Raw genomic sequence first — 21,244 nt, 5'->3', positions numbered from 1 at the left:
CTCATCCCCCTTTCATGTCGCTACAAAAGAGACATCTGCTGATTCGGCGGTGTGAAGCCCAAATGCTTGTATGCTGCTTTTGTGGCTGTTCTCCCACGAGGAGTGCGACTTAAATAGCCAATTTGCATCAAATAGGGTTCGTAAACTTCTTCTATTGTTTGGGTATCTTCACCCGTTGCTGCGGCAATGGTTTCTAAACCTACAGGACCACCATTAAAGTTTTCAATTATTACACTCAACATTTTCCGGTCTGTCCAATCCAAACCGCAGGGATCTACTTGAAATAGTTGCAATGCTTCGGCTGCTACGGTTTCGGTTATCTCACCCGATTTTTTTACTTCCGCATAATCACGCACTCGTCTAAGTAGCCTATTTCCAATTCTGGGTGTTCCTCGCGAACGACGGGCAATTTCTGTGGCACCATCTTTAGTCATGGGGGTTTGGAGTAATTGAGCGGTGCGTTGTATAATCTGGGTCATTTCTTCGACTTCATAAAATCGCAGTTTTTGAACTAAGCCGAAGCGATCGCGCAATGGTGAAGTTAAAGCACCGACGCGGGTTGTTGCCCCCACCAATGTAAATTTAGAAAGTGGTATACTCCGAATTCGCGCACTCGAACCTTTCCCAACGGTGATATCTAAGCGATAATCTTCCATCGCTGGATAGAGAATTTCCTCAGTCATCCGCGAAAGGCGATGAATTTCATCAATAAAGAGAACATCACCGGGTTTAAGGTTCACTAATAGCCCGACAATATCTCTGGGACGTTCTAGCGCGGGTGCACTCGTGATTTTATAATTTACCCCCATCTCTGATGCTAAAATCATTGCCATTGTGGTTTTACCCAATCCTGGCGGACCGTATAAAAGTAAGTGATCTAACACTTCACTTCTGGATTTTGCTGCTTTGATTGCAATTTCTAGTACATCTTTTAAGTCTTTTTGCCCAATGTAATCAGCAAATCGGTGTGGACGAATGCTTTCTTCTTGCTTACCTTCATCAATAGCAGCTTCTGGTTGCAAAATGTCTTGTTTTGCAGTTGCTTGGGTCTGGTGAGACTGTTTTGGTTGTTTGTTGGGTTCTTGAGGCTGTTTTTTAGAGGAGATAATCGCCATAATTGCTGCTATCAACTTTTACTGCACGACTTCTGAGCACCACCCATCTCTAATACGAGTATAAATACGGGTGAAGTGAATACTAGTTCTGAAATCAACTCATAAGCTTTAAAATTTAATTTCCGAACAATTAAGGAAAATTGGCAAACTTGCTATGTTATCTAAAAGAATCTTACCGTGCCTTGATGTCAAGGCGGGACGGGTTGTAAAAGGAGTTAACTTTGTCAACTTGAAGGATGCTGGTGATCCCGTAGAATTGGCAAAGGTTTACAACGAAGCTGGTGCTGATGAGTTAGTGTTTCTAGATATTACGGCGACTCATGAAGACAGAGGCATTATTCTTGATGTAGTTTACCGTACGGCTGAACAGGTCTTTATTCCTCTAACTGTGGGCGGAGGAATTCAATCCTTAGAAAATGTTAAAGCTTTGTTACGAGCGGGAGCAGATAAAGTTAGTATTAATTCTACAGCGGTACGCGATCCAGATTTCATTAATCGGGCAAGCGATCGCTTCGGTAATCAATGCATTGTGGTTGCTATTGATGCCAGAAGCCGAAAAGACCCTAGTAACCCTGGCTGGGATGTCTATGTACGAGGAGGAAGGGAAAATACTGGTAAGGATGCTCTACTTTGGGCACAAGAAGTCGAAAAACGAGGAGCAGGTGAACTCCTGGTAACAAGTATGGATGCTGATGGTACTCAAGCTGGGTATGACCTAGATTTAACAAGGGCGATCGCGCAATCGGTACAAATTCCAGTAATTGCATCTGGTGGCGCGGGAACATGCGAACATATTTACGATGCTCTCACAAAAGGTCAAGCAGAAGCCGCATTACTGGCGTCACTTTTACATTACGGACAATTAAGTGTGGCGGAAATTAAAAATTATTTGCGCGATCGCTCTCTACCAGTAAGAATTGTATAGTCATCATTAGTTTTTCGCATAACCACATCTATCTAAGGTTAGACACAGTACCTGTAAACAGTGTTAAGATTAGTGAACAAGTATTAATAAATTTAAAAAAAAATGTTGATTCCTATTTTAGTATTTGATGTGGCGCTGGTGGCATGGTCACTACACCTTATGGAAAAAGCTTTTCAGGATAAAGAGTTTTCTTTAATGTTGGCTGGTACATTGGTTGCTTTAGCTGCTGCGGCTATGTTAGTAGTTTATTTTCTGATGGGACACTGTATGAGCTATCTGTTGCAAGTATCTACGAATAGTCTTTCATAGCCGTGTGTATTTTATCAGGTTGACATATTTGAAGTAATTAGCGAAGGGCGATGGATGGCAATCTTGACAAAGCGCAAATTATTAAGATATAATCGAAAACGCATCACAAGGGGGTATAGCTCAGTTGGTAGAGCGCTGCAATGGCATTGCAGAGGTCAGCGGTTCGAACCCGCTTACCTCCATGTAGAATAAACTACCAGCCCTTCAAGAAAGTAAGGGCTGGTAGTTTATTTGATATTTAGCTTATAGTTAATTTCTGGAGATTGTAATGTTTGTAGTGTGGATGAGCCAGAGCGATCGCAATTGAGCTTTGGCATAGCAGTCTTAAATAATAGCGTGAAAAGTTAGATTCCCGACAATTGAATGCGAAGTCACCGAATCTGAACACCATCAAAAAATTATCTAGGATTGTTAATTATTAGTAAGGGCACGTTGAACTGCGTGCCCTTTTCTATTAGAAATTAGTGGTTGTTTTATATAATGGTTAATAAACCTGATTATATATCAATACGCGGGCGTGTTAAGAAATTGGTGGTAAAAATTGTATGTATGTAGAGACGTAGCACATGCAACGTCTCTACGAGGATTTGGGGTTTAACACCAACGGTATTGGATTATATATTAGTTTTTAGTTGTTACTAACTTAACTAATGACTAATAACTAATAACTATTACTTTTTGGCTGTCATTAGCTTCTGGTCTTTATTTTGCATTTCTAAGAGTTCCGGTATAGTCACAAAGCTATAACCCTGCTTTTTAAAATAGTCAATAATTTCTGGTAGAGCTTGCACAGTGTGAGAACGATTACCACCACCATCATGCATCAGCACAATACCCCCTGGTTTTGATTCCTTTGTCACATTACGGATCAATCTAGAAATGGGAGGACGGCTGTAATCTACAGAGTCAGCAGACCACATCACTATTGTATATTTTTGGTTTCTGGCGTAAGCAGCCACCCCATTATTCATGATTCCCCCAGGTGGTCGAAACAAAGTTGTTTTCACACCAGTAATTTGATAAATCAAGTCAGATGTGCTGTCAACTTCATAAGCCGCTACTTGTGGATTCATGAAATGATATCTGTGAGTCCAAGTATGGTTAGCAATCACATGACCATCAGTCACAATTCGCACACCCAAATCTGGATGCTCCTTAAGCATCTGCCCAACAACAAAAAATGTGCCTTTGATATTATTTTTTTTGAGAATATCCAGTACATTAGCTGTACTTCCTGGCCAAGGACCATCATCAAAGGTAAGAGCAATTACTTTCTGACCTTGACTGAGTTTTGCCTCTGCGATCGTTACCCCTTGAAAACGTTGTGGCACACTGTAAGCAATACCCTTTGCTTTAGCTTCTTGTTGCCAAGTTCTCAGCATCGCGGATTTTAATTGCTCGATGCGCTGAGTTGTTTGTATACGAGTATTTTCACTGACTAAATTGATACTTGTTTCACTTTTAGCCTCGGAGGCTTTTCGGTTAATAGGCATCATTAAACCAAGGCTTAAACTGCTACCTAAGGCAAGCAGAGCAATTATGATTCCTTGGGACCAAAAAAACGACTTATTGTTTTCCACGTCATAGCTCCTTCAAGGGTGAACCATCAGTCTCGGTTCTGAGGGTATGTTATAGCACATTTTTTGTAATTATTAGATACTAAGTTAGTTTCTGGTAATCCTGAAGAATTAACAACTGATTAACAGAAATATAAGAAAATTGAGCAAATTAATTGCACAAGTTTAATTTCAGCTTAGATTATCCGGCTTGAGGCGATAGTAGCTAATAATAGCTATATGAATAAAAAATAATTTGCGTAACTCCTATTTGTTATTCTTTAATCTGAATTTTAAGTGCCAGATAAAAAATGAAGTTAATACTTCAGAAATGATTTATCCTTCTTTTGTCGGAGACCAAGGCAACAGGCTTTATTGGAAAAGAGTGCCAAAATTTAATATTTTCATCCTTTATGCTTTATCGTTCATACTTGACAAAAAATATTGTACTGCTAAATGTTATTCCTTCCTTTTGAAAACATACTTAAATTTTCAATTGACTCAATGTATCTTTTGCCGTTTGTTAATTACTTGAATGTAAATTAACTTAATATAGTTTAGATGAAGCAAGATGCACTAGTGATACTACTATATGTCATTATACTAAGTATAAATACTAAAAAAGGAAAAAGTGTTGTTTGAGTAAGTTAAAATCTTGTGTATTCTAGTCTCATTGAAGCATTGAATTTGCAATCAAAAAGTAATATTGAATACGAGCAACACTGACAACACCTCAAAAATTATGTATATTTACATACTAAATGCCTGAGTTAAATAATTTCTCAATTTGTGTTGTAGCGACTATAGCACTTAAGATGAGGATACAAAGCAGACCAAAAAAACTTTCTACGCTACCCACTGATCTTGAGCAAATCGGACAGCGAAGCTAGCAAGTAGAATGGCAAAGAAACCCATAACTGCACGTCCCCAAAAATAATCACGAGCAAGCAGTACCCCACATGCGATCGCCAGCGATACAATACCATAAGACAAACGATTTAGAGAAATTGTACCTCCCGATGCCAGCAACATACCGATGCCACAAAGACCATAGACAACAGTAATTAAACTAAGTTCCCCACGTAAACGCCATAACAAATATGTACCACCAAATATCATCACAACGTTAGTCAAAGGATCACCAGCTAATAGCCACAAGAATAATCCTAAGCAGGCAAAGCCATAATTTACCTTAGTAGCATTCAATTTGTTGCGGAAATACCACAATAAAGAAGCACTACCAATAATAATCGCAAATATCAGTGGATGCCAAGGGTCTTTAATGTAGCCATACTTCCAATTAGTTGTACCGACGACAATTTGCATTATCATCTTTAACCAACGCAGCCAATCAAAACCCAATGACGGACGCCATGCTTTTTGAGCATGAAGGAATGCTAAAGCGTCCCCCATTGTAACTTGGCAATACAAGCTAAAAAGAAACAAACCACCACCAGCGGCTAAACTAGCAATGTAAGCTTTTACACCTCTGCGTTCCCACAAACTGACTAGCATTAGCGCAGGTATCAGCGCGATCCCCGTAGGACGTGCTGCGGTAGCGATCGCACCCCAGAGCGCTGTCCAACCATATTGTTGTTTATCAAAAGCTTTTAAAGTCGCTGTACTAAACAAAAGATACAGTCCTTCAGAGTAAATCACAGTGCCGAATAAAGACAGCGGACACCAAGCTAGAGAGGCTGTTACCCAACGCGCTTTTTGTTTGTCATGACGCTCATTCATCCAAGCGTATAATACTATCAGCGCTCCTAAAAATGCCAGATTATTTATCAATGTGCCTGCGACTTTAAAAGGTAAGCCAACACTCATGAATGCGTGAGTAACTAAAGGAAACAAGGGAAAAAAAGCAACCGATGGCAATTGCTTTCCCGGAATTGAGTAATTGTATCCAAAAGTGGCGATCGCTTCGTAAAAGTTACTATCCCAAGAAAAGAAAACATCCCAGCCAAATTTAGCCGCAACTCCTCCGGGTAAAGGTGGAATTAAAGGCACAATCACTAACATGATTATGCAGATAAATATGCGGCTAGATAGCCACATTAAAAGTGGAAAAAATAATTTATTTTTATTTATCATCAAAATATCTCACCCCAAATTACTAACTAGATAATAAACTCTTTATTAGGTAGTAAGGGCTTCAGCCCTTAAAATTCAAGCTATGAGCGATAAATCGCTCACTACGATGGATACATTATTTATTTGGTAAACAAATAAACATCATCGCGTTGATATTTCAACTTAAATTCTGGTTTAGTTTTGAGTTGATTTAATAAGCTAGTAGCAAATTGTGAATTACTTGCCCAGCCAGGGTGACGGACATCTAACAATATATAATCAAAGATGGTTAAATCAGTTTGTGGTGAATTAGCATCAGTCAATTTAATTAATTGCCGATGTGCCAAGTGGGGGGAAATTGCCGCTGTTGTGTAAACACTTCCTTTAGTTTGAACTTGAGCGATCGCTTCTTGTGTAGCTTGCCAAGTATCCAGAGATTCTAAATATTTTCCGCCAAAATGGGTAAACTTTGCTAAAGCAAAGAAAGTCACTAAAGACCACAAAATAATTGCTCGTTTGTTTTGCAACCACCCCTTACCTGCTGCGAGGCTGGAAATTACAGCTAACAACAAAAATGGCAGTGCTGGTAAAGAGTATTGATGCACCAAATCTTTTTGAGGTTGGTAGTCAGCAATTAGATTAATTGCCACACAAGGTATCGCACTGATTAAAGGTGCCATACCTGAAAAAGAAAGTGAACATATTACAGGTGCAAGCAGTAAAATCAAATATCCGAAATTATCTAATGACAAAACTTTTCCTAATACCAATCCCGGCTTTAATACTAGATTTTGAGCAATTTCTTTAACGGAATTACCTAAATAGCTAAAACGTCCAACTGCGGCTGCTTCCCTACCACTAAAAAAGGGAATAATCATTTGAGAACTAATTAAGAACCAGGCAACACCAACGCCAAGAGCAATAATACCGCATAAGCGCCGTTTTTCAAATAAAATTAACCAAACACCCATTGCAGCTATTGTTAGGGATAAAACTGCTTTACAACTTAAAATTAAGATAATGCTGAGACAAAACCATCCAGTTTTACCTTGCCGTGCAAACCATACCGCTGCTAATAAAATAGGGAGAGCGATCGCTTCTGGGTGGAAATCAAACAAATTGATATTAAACACCACTGGATATAACAAGTACACAGATGCCATTGCGATGGATTGCTGCGGTGTCAAATTAGCTTGACGTGCTAAATACCACGCTGGCAATGCACCTAAGGCTAAAGCAGCTGCCTGCACCGCAAATAACCAATAAACACTAGGGTAGATTTTGTACAATAAAGCTAAGGGATAAAAAATAAAAGCTGCATGATCGCCCAAAATGTGATATTCCATAAAACTAGAAACAGGCAGTTGTCCTTGACTAATTAAGTAAACTGCCTGATCAAAAATTCCCAAATCATAAGCGGTTGATTGAAACAAAATGTGTCGCAAACTGCTGCACGCAAATAAAATTACGGCACTGATGCCAATCATCCAACCAACAGTACCAAACATAATTAGTTTTTTTACCATATCACCTCTACCAATTTTGAATAATTTCTTTCTCGTAGCGATTATAAATCGCGGCTACACAGACCAAACCCGCCTACGCGGGTTATTTTATTAAGTCCACGTAGGTGGACGAGCGTTTGTGTAGTAGCGAATTCTATTCGTCCAATTACTACAATTTAAGCTAACCAAAGTTCTTGAGAAAATCGGATACCAAAGGTAGCTAAAACAATGGCAAAAAATCCCATGATTGCATATCCCCAACGCGGATAACGAGCAAGCAATAAACCAAATGCAAACGACAGCGACACAATACCATAAGCATAGCGTTCAACAGAAGCTACAAGTCCAGTATTCAGAATCAAAGCATAGGATAAAAAACCATATATAACAGCAACCAGAGGAATTTTATTTCGGGAAAACCATAATAAATAGACACCACCAAAAATCAGTAATATTTTAATTAATGGTTCGCTTGTAAATGGATCGTTAGGTAAGGAATTGCGTGTTAATAACCATAGCAAAATCCATAATAAATAAAATCCATAGCGCACCTTAGCAGCACCGAACTTGCCGCGAAAACGCCATAAAAAATAACTGCTAACGATAACAATTGTGAATAGGAAAGGATGCAACGGATCTTGAAGAGAGCCATTTTGATTAGTGGAACCGATGACGATTTGCCTCAACATTTTCCACCAACCTTGCCAGTCAAACCCCACCGAAGAACGCCATCCTTTTTGTGCGTGAATAAATGCCAAAGCGTCACCAAATTTAATTTGACAATACAGGTTATAAAAAACAAAACCGCTACCTACAGCTAAACTAGCAAAGTAGGCTTTTAAACCTCTGCGTTCTTTCCAGGAGACAAACAAAAAGGCAGGTATAAGTGTTATTCCAGTTACTCGTGTTGCTGTAGCTAATCCACCCCAAAAAACTGTTGAGATATATTGTCTTTTATCGAAGGCTCGCAAAGCAGATATGCTGCATAATAAAAAGAGTCCTTCTGTGTAAACTACAGTTCCGTAAAGCGAATAAGGACACCATGCTAAAACAGCAGTTGCCCACCGTGCCGCACTTTTACCATAACTTTCGTTTACCCAAAAATACAGGATTATCAAAGCTGCTAAAAATGCAAAATTATTTATCAATGTGCCTGCCACTGCAAAAGGCAAGCCAAGATTCATAAATATTCGGATAATTAAGGGAAATAACGGAAAAAATGCAGTTGAATATAATGCTCCATTATCCGAAGGTTGATATCCATTAGTTGCAATTTGCTGATACCAAACACTATCCCATGCAGTGAAAACATCCCAGCTAAATGTGGCAGCTATACCATTTGGGGCAGGAAATAAAGGAGAAATGAACAACATAGTAACGACTATCAAAAGTCGGCTAGATAGCCACATTGCTATGACAAATAAAACATTTTTTAGTTGAGGTTTTTTGTGGTTTATATCTGCTGTTAGCTTGGTGATATTTTCATTAAATGAATTTGTCATTTATTTGTCACCTTTATAATTTGATTTATAGCGTTGCTGAATCAAGATATGAATTTATCTCACTTCTAGGAGGACAAATGAAGTGCGCTTTTGGAGGAGTGAGCAACGTGTCCGTTCGCTCCAATTCGCACTCCTTGTAAGAGTTTAACAGACCTGATTTTTAAGTTTCATATTTCAATTCACCAAAAAAGATTTATTTTTGCCAAACAACTAATATAACTCCACCGACAATTAAGCTTAAGCCTATTAAGCGAATCGAGGGAATTGATTCTTTAAAGATGAAGTAACCCAACAAGACTGAAAAAACATAAACCAGTGATGCAGAAGGACCGGCAACACTTAAATTTACTCTTGTTAACAAAAGAATGTAAGCAACAGCACCTAGACCGTAGAAAGCTAGTCCGGTTAAAAGTTCCGGTGTTCTAATAATGCCCAAAACTAAATTAACAGCATTACCTAAATTAACTCTGTCTAGCTTCAGTGCGCCTAATTTTAAAAAAAACTGTCCTGTCACACTAGCGAGAACAGACATCAATAGTAAAGCAAATTCTTGTAAAGTCACAAAACTTTCCGGTAAATTATTGTTATGATAAATGCAAATTTAGTGTTTTAATATATTTGCTAAAAATTAACTTGATCGATGATGATATGGCTGAGACGATGGCGTTGTTGATGTATGATTTACATCGCCAATTTCCTTGAGAGTGTAAATAGGACGACCTTTGACTTCTTCATAAATACGACCAATGTATTCGCCTAAAATGCCAATACAAAACAATTGGACAGAACCCAAGAAAAATAGACCAATTGTAATTAATGTGAAGCCAATTAATGGAGAAGCTGGATCGAATAAGCGCCAGTACAGCACTAAGACTATCATTAATAAGGCTATACCTGCGGAGAGCATTCCTAAATAAGTAGCTAGTCTTAAGGGAACTTTTGACAGGGAAACTATTCCATTCACTGCTAATGCCCAAGACTTACCGAAGGTATACTTTTCTTTGCCAGCGAAGCGCGGATCTCGTTCAAAATGTACAGATGTTTGGCGAAAACCTACCCACGCTCTTAAACCGCGAATGTAGCGGTTGCGTTCGGGCATTGCATTGAGAATATCTACCACTTGCCGATCCATCAAGCAAAAATCACCTGTATCGGGTGGTATATCGACATCAGCTAAAATCCTGAGTATGCGATAGAAGGCATAAGCTGTCAAGCGTTTGAGCCAACTTTCTTTTTTGCGAGATAGACGCTGGGCATAAACTACTTGATAGCCTTGTTGCCATTTTTCTATCATGGTTAAAATTAGGTCTGGGGGGTCTTGCAAATCGGCATCCATAACGATGATAATTTTGCCTTGAACGAAGTTCAAACCCGCAGTTACGGCGATTTGATGACCAAAGTTGCGTGCAAAACTGAGGTAACGCACACGAGTATCGCAATGGTGAAGTTCGCGGATCATGTTTAAAGAGCGATCGCTACTTCCATCGTCAATTAAAATTAACTCAGCCTCACCATCTAATTGCTCAATTAAATTACTCAGACGACGATACATCTCGGTGATGTTCTCTTCTTCGTTATAAATCGGTATAACTATAGAGTAAATTGGTTGATTCACTGTGCTGTTTGTGTTTTTACCACTGAAATACACTGCTTTTTAAATAAGTATTATAAATTTTATTAAATAAATTCATAGTTTACTTACTTTTTTCCAATACGCGGGCGTGTTAAGGATTTTTGGGACTGATTTTAGACCTGTAGAGACGCGATCGGACGAAGTCTCTACACTCGTACTTTGGGCTTAACTGAACGGTATTGACTTTCATTTACTTTTGTGTGCTAAAAGCAAAATAGATACGCCAAAAGGAAGGCTCAATCGATTCATTAAGTGACGTTCGCTTGCAAATAATAGACTTAAAAACTTATTGATATGTTTCGGGGGCAAATGCAAATCGCTGTTATCAATAGAATTACTTTCAAGTTTTAGCAATTTTCGCGCATAACGCACGCCTGCAACGATAGGAAACAAAAAAAAGTTAAAATAGCTGCTGTAATGCACAGTATAGCCAGCCTTTCTCACAACCTGTTGCAAATTTTTCAATACATAACGACGTTTATGATGGTTAATTTCATCGTGCTGACTCCACAAAAACTGGTAAGCAGGAACCGTAACTAACAAAGAACCTCCAGGCTTTAATTTTGTCTGCAATGCGGTCATCGCTGCCAAGTCATCATCAAGATGTTCCAAAACATCAAGGATGAGAATTATGTCATACTCATTGCTAAAAGGAATGTTATCAGGCAAGCCACCCAATTTCACCGGAATTACTTGCCGCTCATTGGCAATTTTACAAGCGGTTTCATTCAACTCCATCGCTGAAACTTGACCGTGACTCTTTAGCATTCTCAAATTACCACCCGTACCACAACCGACTTCGAGAATTTGAGCATTTTTTGGTAAACTTAGTTTACGAATCGCTTGCTCTATAATCAGACGCCGACCAACAAACCACCAATGTTTATCTTCAACGGATGCATACTGTAGGTAAAAGTCTTTGTCCATAAGGTGTTACTTATTATTCACGATTTGACTTTTTAGCCTCCCCAAAGTTTTTGGGCAAATCTAATATTAAAACTCGCAAATAAAATTGCGAAGGAAGAACAAGAGTGTTAGGTATCCCCAACGAGGATGGCGAGATAATAACATATCGAGAGCTACACTTAACGACACATAGAAAAAGTCGTTTCTCCATCCAGCTTTGATGATAAATACCTGAACTTGAGGCATCAGACATCGATCGCTCTTTAATTATGCGTTACTCACAACCCTTATAGAGACGTAGCATTGCTACGTCTCTACATCTTTTCCACGACGTTTGTCTATTAACTCTAGCTAGTATGTTTGAGATTGTTTTATGCATCCTCTTACATAAGAGTGGTAAATCTGCAATAAATGTGTCAAATTTAACACTTTTGTGATTTTGGGAAACAGCGATCGCGATCAGAAAAATATTATCTAATTGCTGCGCTTCAGTTGTCCCCAGCAATTTATAGTAAAGTTGTCTTTAAATATTAAACAATTATGAAAGCGATTACTCTGCTTGGTTCCACTGGCTCTATCGGTACTCAGACTTTAGATATTGTCTCCCAGTACCCAGAACAGTTTCGCATTGTGGGATTGGCATCTGGACGCAATGTAGAATTGCTAGCGGCTCAAATTCGCGCCTTTCGACCAAGTATAGCAGCGATTTGCGATGAAGATAAATTACCTGCACTCAAAGAAGCGATCGCTGACCTCGATCCCCAACCAATTTTACTCGCAGGTGAAGCTGGAGTCATCGAAGTTGCCCGTTATGGTGAAGCCCAAACTGTCGTCACCGGTATCGTTGGTTGTGCTGGTTTGCTACCCACCATTGCTGCCATCGAAGCTGGTAAAGATATCGCTTTGGCAAACAAAGAAACTTTAATCGCCGGCGCTCCGGTAGTTCTACCGTTAATTGAAAAACATAAGGTAAAATTATTACCAGCCGATTCCGAGCATTCTGCTATATTCCAGTGCTTGCAAGGTGTTCCCAAAGGCGGTTTGCGGCGGATTTTGCTCACTGCTTCTGGTGGGTCTTTCCGTGATTGGGATGTAGCAAAATTAGCAGATGTGACTGTTGCCGACGCTCTCAAGCATCCGAATTGGTCGATGGGTCGGAAAATTACTGTAGATTCTGCCACTTTGATGAATAAGGGATTGGAAGTGATTGAAGCACACTTCCTTTTTGGGATGGATTATGAAAATATTGATATTGTCATTCATCCTCAAAGTATTATTCATTCGCTAATTGAGTTGCAAGATACTTCAGTTTTAGCTCAATTAGGCTGGGCTGATATGCGCTTACCTTTATTATATGCTTTATCTTTTCCCGATCGCCTGCCCACTGATTGGCAACAACTAGATTTGGTCAAAGCCGGAAATTTAACTTTCACTGAACCAGATCACCAAAAATATCCTTGCATGAAATTAGCTTACGCTGCGGGTAAAGCTGGGGGATCTATGCCTGCGGTATTGAATGCAGCAAATGAACAAGCTGTAGCATTATTTTTAGATGAGAAAATTCGATTTTTAGATATTCCTCGCTGTATTGAATCGGTATGCGATCGCTTTAGAGATGATAACTCTGCCAATCCTTCTTTAGATGATATTGTGGCAGCTGATAAATGGGCAAGACTTGAAGTTTTAACCGCAAGCAAATTAATTAGTCAGAGTAAAGTAATTATTGCCACAAAGCATTCAAATCAGGCTGATGCTAAAGAATTTCACAACCAAGGATTAGACAAGGCACAGCAAAAAGATTACAAAGGAGCAATAGAAGCTTTTAATCAAGCATTGAGTATCAATTCCGAATACGTTAATACTTATATCGATCGAGGTGTTGCTCGTTTAAAACTAGGAGATATTCAGGGAGCAATCCAAGATTATAACCAAGCAATTAATCTGGATTCTAACAATTCTAAAGCCTACTACAACCGGGGTAACACTTATCGCAAACAGGGGAATAATCAGAAAGCAATTGAAGATTATAATCAAGCAATTCGCATTGATGCGGACTATGCAGCTGCCTACCACAATCGAGGTCGTGCCCGCTACGATTTTAAAGATATACAGGGTTCAAGTAAGGATTTACAAAAAGCTATAGATTTGTTTTTTGACCAAGGAGATATTGCTAACTATAAACAAGCGTTGGATTGTCTCAACAATATTAGAACAAGTAAACAGTTATCTTGGGACATTATTGACGTGTTGTAAAAACTCTTTTTTGCAATAACCTACTCTTCAATTGTCTATCCATTTGCGTGGATTAAAGACAGAAAAAATGCATTTAGCCTGCGTGTGCCTGCTTTGTTTGTGTAGCCCCAGACTTCTAGTCTGAGGGCATTTATTTTTATATAACTATCAACTGTTATTAAATACTTGATAAAAAGTTACGTTACATACCGTTTTTTGTGTCACTTTATGGTATGTTAAGCGCAGGACAATTATACAAAAAATGCCCAAGGATAAAAAGCTCGATTATAGTAACTAATTTAACTTGGGTAAAAGAGCGATGTCTAACGACAAGCCGCATTAATTGTTACTAAACACAAGACTTTTTTCAAGGGTGATTTTTAAGGAATTAATAATATGTTAGTTGCTTTAATTGTAGCGTGGATAGTATTTACAATATTAGTGAAGATATTAAAAACGACCGTTAGCAGTGCAATCACTATTGCAGCGATCGTTGTTTTATTACAAATAAGTTATGGCATTACTCCTCAAGATATTTGGAATCAGATAATTCACTTGCCTCAAACACTGTCGTCGCAAATACATGGCAGGGGGAAATAACGGTTAGTCATCTAACCAACAAATAATAACTGAATAAAATATCTCACATTCCGCACCCTTTTGATATAACTCGTCAGAATAGCGGTTTTATTATATATTTTCATTGCTTTAAATTTTTACGAATATCTTTTAGCATTAAAAACAGATGAAGTTCGTCAGTTGGACTGGTTTCAAAGTCAAATTGCTTATACCATTTACATGCTTCATCATCTTTTGCATGAACCAGTAAAGCACGAATACCTACGATATCGGCTGCTGCACTAACACGCTTCAAACAATCTTTTAATAAACCTTTACCAAAACCTTTTGATTGATAATTTTTATCAACGGCAAGACGCGCTAATAGTAATACAGGAATAGGATACTTAGCCAAACCCTTTACAATTCGTGTTGGAGCGTCTTTATGAGCTACAGAAGCTACTGTTAAACTATAATAACCAATTACAACACTGCCTAAGATAGCTACATAAGTTGTACAACTATCAGAACGTTGATTCTGTAACGCATAATCAATAATAAATTTATTTAAAGTCGGTTTTCCACAATCAAAATTTTGGAAATTGTGTTCAACCGACAATTTGACAATATAAGGTTTATCCAAGGGTAATGAATTATTCAAATACACTTGGCTCCGTCAACAAACGAGCAAGATTTGGCTTTTCTTGTGACGGAGAATCAAGAGCATCTTGAAAAGCTTGCCACTGTTCATCATCTAAAACAAAAAGACGACGATTAGTCAATGTTTCTTGTGCGGCAATCAAACCATTTTGTAATAAAAACTCACTAACATTTTTGTCACTTGCAGCCGCTGCTTGTTGTAAAAGTTTTTTAACTTTACAGGTAGTGCGAATATCTATACGTTCTGACCTTGATTCAGTTAAACTACTCATTTTTATTTAGCCCTAAAGATATCTCGAACATATCATACACACATTGTCCCGACAACTGTATTTATGAGAAAAATACGTAATACATTTTTCCCGTAATAATACTTAATCATAGATAGTGCGTAAATAAAACAGTATTATCACACTCAGGACTTACGCAACTGGCACACTCTTGGGTGCGGAATGTGGGTTGTATAGCCGCACCCTTCTAGGGTGTCGGCAACAACGCTCCAACGCTCCAACGCTCCAACCAATCAATTATTCATCGAGGAGCGAAAGCCGCGAAGAGTGCATCTTGAACAGTTGCAGGCAACTGACGCATAATTTTACCTCTTTCTTTGTCTACCGCGACTAAAGTCACCTTAGCAGTAACATATAACTCTTGCCTATCTGGTGATTCAATTGTATAGTCCCAATTAATACGCACACCAGTCACCTCACTCATCCGCGTTTTGACGACTGCTGTCATACCTAAGCGAATTGCCCGATGATAGCGCAACGACAAATCTACAACTGGTAAATCACATCCTAAAGCCACTAAATCAGCAAATTCGATCCCTATTGATCGCAAGCATTCTATTCTTGCTTCTTCCAACCAAGCAATATAAGAACCGTGCCACACAACACCTGAATAATCAGTGTGGTGGGGTTGCACTCTGATCAGATATTCAAACCAATTCTCAAATGCCCTTAGAGTTGGAGTGTCAAGGGCACTTGTTGGCGATAATTGTGGTTGACTTGATTTTTCTTCAGACATTTTAACTTTTCTTAACAATAGCTAGAGATTTTTGACAACTGTAATAGTATAAAAATTAGTTTTTCTGTACAATTTAATAATTTAAAATTAACACTCACCTTATTTGGTGAGGGTTTTACTATGCGCCCTCATTTTTATTATTTGAGTTTTGCTATTGCTAGTTTACTTCTTTTCCCAGGTTTGGGGACGGCATTTTCAGCAAATAAATTAGTAAATTTAAATGCAAATACAGAGTATAATTACCGAGAAATCGCTCAAGCATTACCTCAGAAAAATAGCCAATCAGAAGTTAAGCGGCTAAACGCCGAGGCGATTAAACTATTAAGTGCAAATCGTTCTGAACAAGCATTACAGACATTGCAGAAAGCGCTATTATTGACCACAGACAGTGGAGGACGGTGGTGGGAAGCGGTGACACTGAACAATATTGGCAGAGTGTACCAAAAGCAAGGTCAGTATTCACAAGCACTTAAATCTTATCAGCAAGCTTTATTCATTAACAGAGAATTAGACGATCGCGTTCAACTTGGCAAGACCTACAGCAACATCGGTTATCTTTTCGATGTTCAAAATAGACCAGATTTAGCAGTTTTTTTCTACAAGCATTGTCTGATCAACCGCGAGATCGCACGTCTTGTACCAGTAGCACTAGGAGTAGATCCGGATGCTTACAGCATAACTGTTGCCCAGACATATCGTACTTTGGCTGAAAGATTACTGCGAGTGCAGGGACACATTTCCCAAGCGCAGCGGACTATGGATTTACTCAAAGTCGAAGAATTACAACAATATCTCCGGAATGTACCTGGAAATCGACGCACTGCCAAAGGGATTGAAATATCCCCAGAGGAACAACCAACGAAACAAAAGTTGGATCAAACGTTAGATAATGCTGTTGTATTGGGTAAAGAACTGACAAAATTACGTCAGATTTCTCCAGAAAGGCGATCGGCTCAACAAAAACAACGTATCGCTCAACTGGTAACAAATCAACAACAACTGTTGGATCGATTTAACAATTTTATTAATAGTCCTCAGGTGAGATCCCAGGTGGAACATATTAACCGCACAAGCAGACGGCAAAATTTAGATTTGGAGAGTCTTAACGAAATTCGGGATAATTTGGCACGATTACCCAAAAAAGCCGTCCTCATCTATCCACTAGTTTTACAAGATAGCTTGGAATTGATACTGGTAACTGCTGATTCACCACCAATTCATCGCAGCGTGCCTGTCAAACGCAAAAAACTAAACGAAACAATCTTAGCTTTCCGTCAAGCTTTACAAAGTCCCAGTCAAAATCCCAAAAAACCTGGAAGTCAGTTGTATGACTGGGTAATTAAACCGATAGAAAACGACTTGAAGCAAGCTGGTACACAAACTATAATTTATGCACCAGATGAACAGTTGCGCTACATTCCTCTTGCCGCTTTATATGATGGCACGCAATGGCTAGTGCAGCGCTACGCCATCAATCACATCACCGCTGCCAGCTTAACTAATTTCAACACCCAACCCGAATCTAAATTGCGGATTTTAGCTGCTGCCTTTACGAAAGGTGATTATGAAGTTACAGTTGGTAATCGAAAGTTTGCTTTTTCCGGTCTGCCCTTTGCAGCGCAGGAAGTACAAAGCTTGGCAAACATCGTTCCCGGAACCAAGAAAATTTTAGATGATGCCTTCAGCCTTGCTGCCACTGTGCCACAATTGGATGACTATACGGTTGTCCATTTTGCTACTCATGCCGCGTTTGTGACCGGTAGACCAGAAAACTCTTTTATTTTATTTGGAAATGGCGATCGCATTAACTTGCGAGATGTCGCAACTTGGTCATTACCCCGTGTGGAATTAGTAGTATTAAGTGCCTGCGAAACCGGCTTGGGGGGCAAACTAGGCAACGGTGAAGAGATTTTGGGCTTTGGCTATCAAATGCAAAAAACCGGCGCTAGGGCAGCGATCGCTTCATTATGGGCTGTCGATGATGGTGGTACAGAAACGTTAATGAGTGCTTTTTATACTTTGCTCACTTCGAGTAAGCTGCCAAAATCTGAAGCTTTAAGGCAAGCACAAATTGCTTTAATTACAGGAAAATCCCCTATCAGTAAACAAGAAAACGGTAGTAACAACATCCCCGCACTTGTTGGCGGTAGTCTCAATCATCCCTACTATTGGGCACCTTTCATTTTGATTGGTAATGGGTTATAATATGCGACCCAAAAACCTACGTGAAAAGAAAATGCCAATTTTACAAATTATTTCTGACCAGAGATTGGCAATTTTATCTTAGCTTAAAATAAACGCATTCTGATAGAGGCGACAAAAAGAATACTTTTATTAAGTAATGATCTTGTGATTTTCTTTGAAGCGAAAGCCAGACAAGGCAGCCAATGACTTTAGTGATAATCGGGTCTAGGTAAAAGGCGATCGTGCAAGCCACAAATACCACGCGATCGCAGCTCCTTCAAATCGAGCCAGGTTGCGTAGCGACTTGCACAGTCAGGCTTTCCCGACTTAAGGAATACGAGCGTTGGGATTCCCCCGTTGTCGCGTAGGAGCATAGCACAGCCACCCATCCGACTGATCGCCAATTGCCAATTACCTGTTAGCAATTCCCAAATTGACATCTACACTTTTGTCCATTTTTTCAATATTCCATTAGACACAAAAATTAACACTTCTTGGCGAGAGTTTTATTACCTGTAGAAGTTGGCGTAGGTTGCTTGACAATATTGGCAAGTTCCTGTAATTGGTTAATTGCTTCTGCACCTTCCAACTTCATTAATTCGCGATCGTCCCGCATCTCCGTCCAAGTGATCCCGTAATCAGACACCAAAAAGCGAATCAGATGATTGTCGCCCAAACTAACCATAAACGAAGCACTATTCATCTGGTCGCCGCAGGTATAGCAAGACGCAAGATATCCACGTCGCTCAAGTACAATTGCCAAGGCTTGCAGGCTCATTACCAAGTCTTGAACAAATTGCCGATGTTGTTGCGCTAGTCTTAGAAACACGTTTTTCCTCCAAACACCACTGTCATTTGATTCAAATTTATATTTTCTTTAGATTTTCTCATCAACTGGTATTGTAAACTATTCATTACAATTTCCAGATGAATGTTGAGTCGTTGAGTGACTACCTTGCTAAGGGTAGTGGATAAATCGTTGGCGTTACGTATCAAAATATTCAGTTTACAGATCCCAAATATCAGACAGAATAGAGAATCTTTATCTTACCCTTATAATCTTCTGCCAGAGTAGATGCTTACACAAAGCAATCCGCTTTCAGAGTAGCGCAAATTTCAAACAAGTCAACTACGCAAAAGATACATATCATATCTTTTTCGCGAATTTACAGCCAGATTTTTGATTGGCATAAGCTCTCACGCTTTTTTACGTCTTCTGATTAACTTTTTATCAGGTGGTTAGGTTATGTTGTGTCAGACAACCAGAAAGCGATCGCCTAAGTATAGGTCTAGCTTGGCAGATAATCTGCTAAATTGTCGGTTTTCGGTCGGGCTGAATCTATAGTTATCGATTGTATCCGTCCGTATTCAAGATAAAACTGCTACTTGTAAGACCTCTTCTTAAGTTTAATAGAAGTCTAATCTAAAACCCAAAACCTGTGGTCTTATCACTGAGAATAACTAAACTCAAAAACGCCATGTTGCCATTTAGGCAGGTTTTTCAGCCTTTGGATGAGTTTTTCAGAAACAGTTGCATAAAATACAAAAAGTTTTGTGACTGATTTTGGTAAACAGTACTATTAGATACAAAAGTTATTATTTTCATCAGATTTACACAAAAAAACATAAAAGACAGCTTGGTTGCTAATCGCTATCTTTTATGTAAAAATTACCCGAAACTAGATTTAGACGACTTGCCACCAACCGAAAGCAGGACCAATAAAACGGATTGTGATCCAGCCGATAACCGTAAGGACAATGCCAATCCAGGCACCTTTAGTAGTCCATTGGACAAATTGTTCGGATTGAGTTTTGGTAATGGGAACCCACGGCAAGATGCGATTTTCTTGACCGAATTTTTCTCCCAGAGCAGTTTTGGTAGAGTCGATGGGAGATATTATCCTCCGCACCTCTCTGTTAGAACCGTGCGTAAAACTTTCGCTTTACACGGCTCCCGATATTCTTAGGGTTTTCACCCTTTGCTCATGTGGGTATAATCATGACAGGATTCGTGAATAGCAACTAGATTTTTAACTTTCCAGTTGTTGTGATTCCCGTCTCGGTGGTGGAGGTGTACTCGTTCATCACTTATACACTTCATACCGCAATGACCACATGTATGGTTTTGGCGTTTTAATGCCTTAGAGGTTTCTCCGTCATACAACTTACTATTGCGTTCGCTCCAGTAAGCCATATCTCCATCGTAGGGTGATTTATTTCCCTTAACGTTAGTGTGTTTGTTTTCGGAGTAAGGAACCGATGGGAACGCTTTGTCTATCAATTTCTTCGTCGAGTAACGGTCAAGTTTTGTTTCCTTGTTAAATACCTTATAGGTTCTATAACTGGTGTGCCAAAGTGAGAACTTTGACCCGTCCATCTTGCAGAACTTGTGGTAGTTCCTCCATCCTCTAACTATTGGTGCTAGCTTAAGGGCTTTTACCTTAGAACCATAATTCGAGTTGTTAACAATGGTTTTTACCTTCTGACGGAACTTTTTGAAATTCTCCACTGAGGGAGTGCATCTAAATTTACCGTTACTTTGCACGCTTATGTGCCAGCCAAGGAAGTCAAAACCATCTGTCGCAGCGGTGAGCTTGGTCTTTTTTTCACTAAGCTTCATTCCTCTGTTGGCTAAAAATTGGCATATATGAGCAAGTATTTCCTTTGCATCGTCTTCAGGTCGGAGTATGATTACCATATCGTCCGCGTATCGGATTGATGGTTCTGTAATATCCTTCTCTGAGGTGTTAACTGTGACTCTTTGACCACTGTTAACATGGTATTGATGGATACTTTCGATCCCATTTAGAGCGATGTTAGCTAAAAGTGGACTCACCACCCCACCTTGAGGTGTACCTTGGGAAGGAAATTCTGGGTTTATTCCTGCTTTGAGGCAACGGAATATTCCTGATTTGATGCCTTTTGGGGCTATCAGGTTTTCCATTATTGTGGTATGGCTTATCCTATCGAAGCACTTTTCAATATCGAGTTGTATCACTCTTTTATTGATTCCATTGGCTTTGGAACTTAGGTTTAAGAACAAGTTTTTCTGGGCATCAT

Annotated in this window: 20 protein-coding genes, 1 tRNA gene and 1 pseudogene; 7 read left to right on the top strand and 15 right to left on the bottom strand. The window is 39.2% G+C overall.

Going from position 1 to position 21,244, the window contains the following annotated elements:
- Nucleotides 1-20: 20 nt before the first annotated feature.
- Nucleotides 21-1,115, bottom strand: coding sequence for a Holliday junction branch migration DNA helicase RuvB (ruvB, locus tag OGM63_RS24080; RefSeq protein ID WP_263748204.1), 1,095 nt, complete (start codon nt 1,113-1,115; stop codon nt 21-23).
- Between the two features lie 154 nt (nt 1,116-1,269).
- On the opposite strand from ruvB, the gene hisF reads away from it, so the two are divergent.
- The 3 genes from hisF to OGM63_RS24065 all read left to right on the top strand — a co-directional run bounded on the left by hisF (nt 1,270) and on the right by OGM63_RS24065 (nt 2,531).
- Nucleotides 1,270-2,040 carry an imidazole glycerol phosphate synthase subunit HisF gene (hisF, locus tag OGM63_RS24075; RefSeq protein WP_263748203.1) on the top strand — a complete coding sequence of 257 codons (771 nt, stop codon included), beginning with the start codon at nt 1,270-1,272 and terminating at the stop codon, nt 2,038-2,040.
- A gap of 102 nt (nt 2,041-2,142) precedes the next feature.
- On the top strand, nt 2,143-2,349 hold the full coding sequence (locus tag OGM63_RS24070) for a hypothetical protein (RefSeq protein ID WP_263748202.1): 207 nt from the start codon (nt 2,143-2,145) through the stop codon (nt 2,347-2,349).
- Nucleotides 2,350-2,458: 109 nt separating this feature from the next.
- A tRNA-Ala gene (locus OGM63_RS24065) sits at nt 2,459-2,531 on the top strand.
- Nucleotides 2,532-3,020: 489 nt separating this feature from the next.
- On the opposite strand, the gene OGM63_RS24060 is transcribed toward OGM63_RS24065, so the two are convergent.
- From OGM63_RS24060 to OGM63_RS24030, 7 genes are all read right to left on the bottom strand, one after another.
- On the bottom strand, nt 3,021-3,929 hold the full coding sequence (locus OGM63_RS24060; RefSeq protein ID WP_263748201.1) for a polysaccharide deacetylase family protein: 909 nt from the start codon (nt 3,927-3,929) through the stop codon (nt 3,021-3,023).
- Between the two features lie 822 nt (nt 3,930-4,751).
- The gene (locus tag OGM63_RS24055; RefSeq protein ID WP_263748200.1) at nt 4,752-5,999 is read right to left on the bottom strand and encodes a mannosyltransferase family protein; all 1,248 of its coding nucleotides are present in this window, start codon (nt 5,997-5,999) and stop codon (nt 4,752-4,754) included.
- Between the two features lie 119 nt (nt 6,000-6,118).
- Nucleotides 6,119-7,504, bottom strand: a complete 1,386-nt coding sequence (locus tag OGM63_RS24050; RefSeq protein WP_263748199.1) for a DUF2079 domain-containing protein — start codon at nt 7,502-7,504, stop codon at nt 6,119-6,121.
- A 155-nt stretch (nt 7,505-7,659) separates the two neighbouring features.
- The gene (locus tag OGM63_RS24045; RefSeq protein ID WP_263748198.1) at nt 7,660-8,985 is read right to left on the bottom strand and encodes a mannosyltransferase family protein; all 1,326 of its coding nucleotides are present in this window, start codon (nt 8,983-8,985) and stop codon (nt 7,660-7,662) included.
- 193 nt (nt 8,986-9,178) lie between these two features.
- The gene (locus OGM63_RS24040; RefSeq protein WP_263748197.1) at nt 9,179-9,547 is read right to left on the bottom strand and encodes a DMT family transporter; all 369 of its coding nucleotides are present in this window, start codon (nt 9,545-9,547) and stop codon (nt 9,179-9,181) included.
- Nucleotides 9,548-9,613: 66 nt separating this feature from the next.
- Nucleotides 9,614-10,600, bottom strand: a complete 987-nt coding sequence (locus tag OGM63_RS24035) for a glycosyltransferase family 2 protein (RefSeq protein ID WP_263748196.1) — start codon at nt 10,598-10,600, stop codon at nt 9,614-9,616.
- Between the two features lie 204 nt (nt 10,601-10,804).
- Nucleotides 10,805-11,545 carry a class I SAM-dependent methyltransferase gene (locus tag OGM63_RS24030; RefSeq protein WP_263748195.1) on the bottom strand — a complete coding sequence of 247 codons (741 nt, stop codon included), beginning with the start codon at nt 11,543-11,545 and terminating at the stop codon, nt 10,805-10,807.
- A 519-nt stretch (nt 11,546-12,064) separates the two neighbouring features.
- On the opposite strand from OGM63_RS24030, the pseudogene dxr reads away from it, so the two are divergent.
- From dxr to OGM63_RS24015, 3 genes and pseudogenes are all read left to right on the top strand, one after another.
- Nucleotides 12,065-13,246, top strand: a pseudogene (gene dxr / locus OGM63_RS24025) (1-deoxy-D-xylulose-5-phosphate reductoisomerase); the annotation flags it as partial.
- Complete coding sequence (locus OGM63_RS24020; protein WP_263748205.1) at nt 13,226-13,777, top strand: tetratricopeptide repeat protein; 552 nt, start codon at nt 13,226-13,228, stop codon at nt 13,775-13,777. The pseudogene dxr and the gene OGM63_RS24020, both read left to right, overlap by 21 nt.
- A gap of 375 nt (nt 13,778-14,152) precedes the next feature.
- The gene (locus OGM63_RS24015) at nt 14,153-14,356 is read left to right on the top strand and encodes a hypothetical protein (RefSeq protein WP_263748193.1); all 204 of its coding nucleotides are present in this window, start codon (nt 14,153-14,155) and stop codon (nt 14,354-14,356) included.
- Between the two features lie 100 nt (nt 14,357-14,456).
- On the opposite strand, the gene OGM63_RS24010 is transcribed toward OGM63_RS24015, so the two are convergent.
- The 3 genes from OGM63_RS24010 to OGM63_RS24000 form a co-directional block, all read right to left on the bottom strand.
- Nucleotides 14,457-14,975 carry a GNAT family N-acetyltransferase gene (locus OGM63_RS24010; protein WP_263748192.1) on the bottom strand — a complete coding sequence of 173 codons (519 nt, stop codon included), beginning with the start codon at nt 14,973-14,975 and terminating at the stop codon, nt 14,457-14,459.
- Nucleotides 14,968-15,246 carry a type II toxin-antitoxin system TacA family antitoxin gene (locus OGM63_RS24005; RefSeq protein ID WP_263748191.1) on the bottom strand — a complete coding sequence of 93 codons (279 nt, stop codon included), beginning with the start codon at nt 15,244-15,246 and terminating at the stop codon, nt 14,968-14,970. Before OGM63_RS24005 ends, OGM63_RS24010 begins: the two co-directional genes overlap by 8 nt.
- Before the next feature lie 259 nt (nt 15,247-15,505).
- Nucleotides 15,506-16,000: an acyl-CoA thioesterase gene (locus OGM63_RS24000; RefSeq protein ID WP_263748190.1), complete on the bottom strand. Its 495-nt coding sequence runs from the start codon at nt 15,998-16,000 to the stop codon at nt 15,506-15,508.
- A 120-nt stretch (nt 16,001-16,120) separates the two neighbouring features.
- On the opposite strand from OGM63_RS24000, the gene OGM63_RS23995 reads away from it, so the two are divergent.
- Nucleotides 16,121-18,205: a CHAT domain-containing protein gene (locus OGM63_RS23995; protein ID WP_263748189.1), complete on the top strand. Its 2,085-nt coding sequence runs from the start codon at nt 16,121-16,123 to the stop codon at nt 18,203-18,205.
- A gap of 188 nt (nt 18,206-18,393) precedes the next feature.
- Here the strand turns inward: OGM63_RS23995 and OGM63_RS23990 are convergent, their stop codons facing one another.
- The 4 genes from OGM63_RS23990 to OGM63_RS23975 all read right to left on the bottom strand — a co-directional run.
- On the bottom strand, nt 18,394-18,624 hold the full coding sequence (locus tag OGM63_RS23990) for a hypothetical protein (protein WP_263748188.1): 231 nt from the start codon (nt 18,622-18,624) through the stop codon (nt 18,394-18,396).
- A 44-nt stretch (nt 18,625-18,668) separates the two neighbouring features.
- A complete protein-coding gene (locus OGM63_RS23985) occupies nt 18,669-19,013 on the bottom strand; it encodes a DUF1815 family protein (RefSeq protein ID WP_263748187.1) in 345 nt (114 codons plus the stop codon).
- An 856-nt stretch (nt 19,014-19,869) separates the two neighbouring features.
- Nucleotides 19,870-20,073, bottom strand: a complete 204-nt coding sequence (locus OGM63_RS23980) for a DUF2839 domain-containing protein (protein ID WP_318528541.1) — start codon at nt 20,071-20,073, stop codon at nt 19,870-19,872.
- An 83-nt stretch (nt 20,074-20,156) separates the two neighbouring features.
- The coding region (locus OGM63_RS23975; protein WP_263748185.1) for a group II intron reverse transcriptase at nt 20,157-21,244 on the bottom strand (1,088 nt) is incomplete at its 5' end.

This window comes from Plectonema radiosum NIES-515, assembly GCF_025753815.1.
GTDB lineage: Bacteria > Cyanobacteriota > Cyanobacteriia > Cyanobacteriales > Nostocaceae > Hassallia > Hassallia radiosum_A.
Note: the sequence above shows the minus strand (reverse complement) of the source record. Positions and strands in the feature narration are given on the sequence as shown.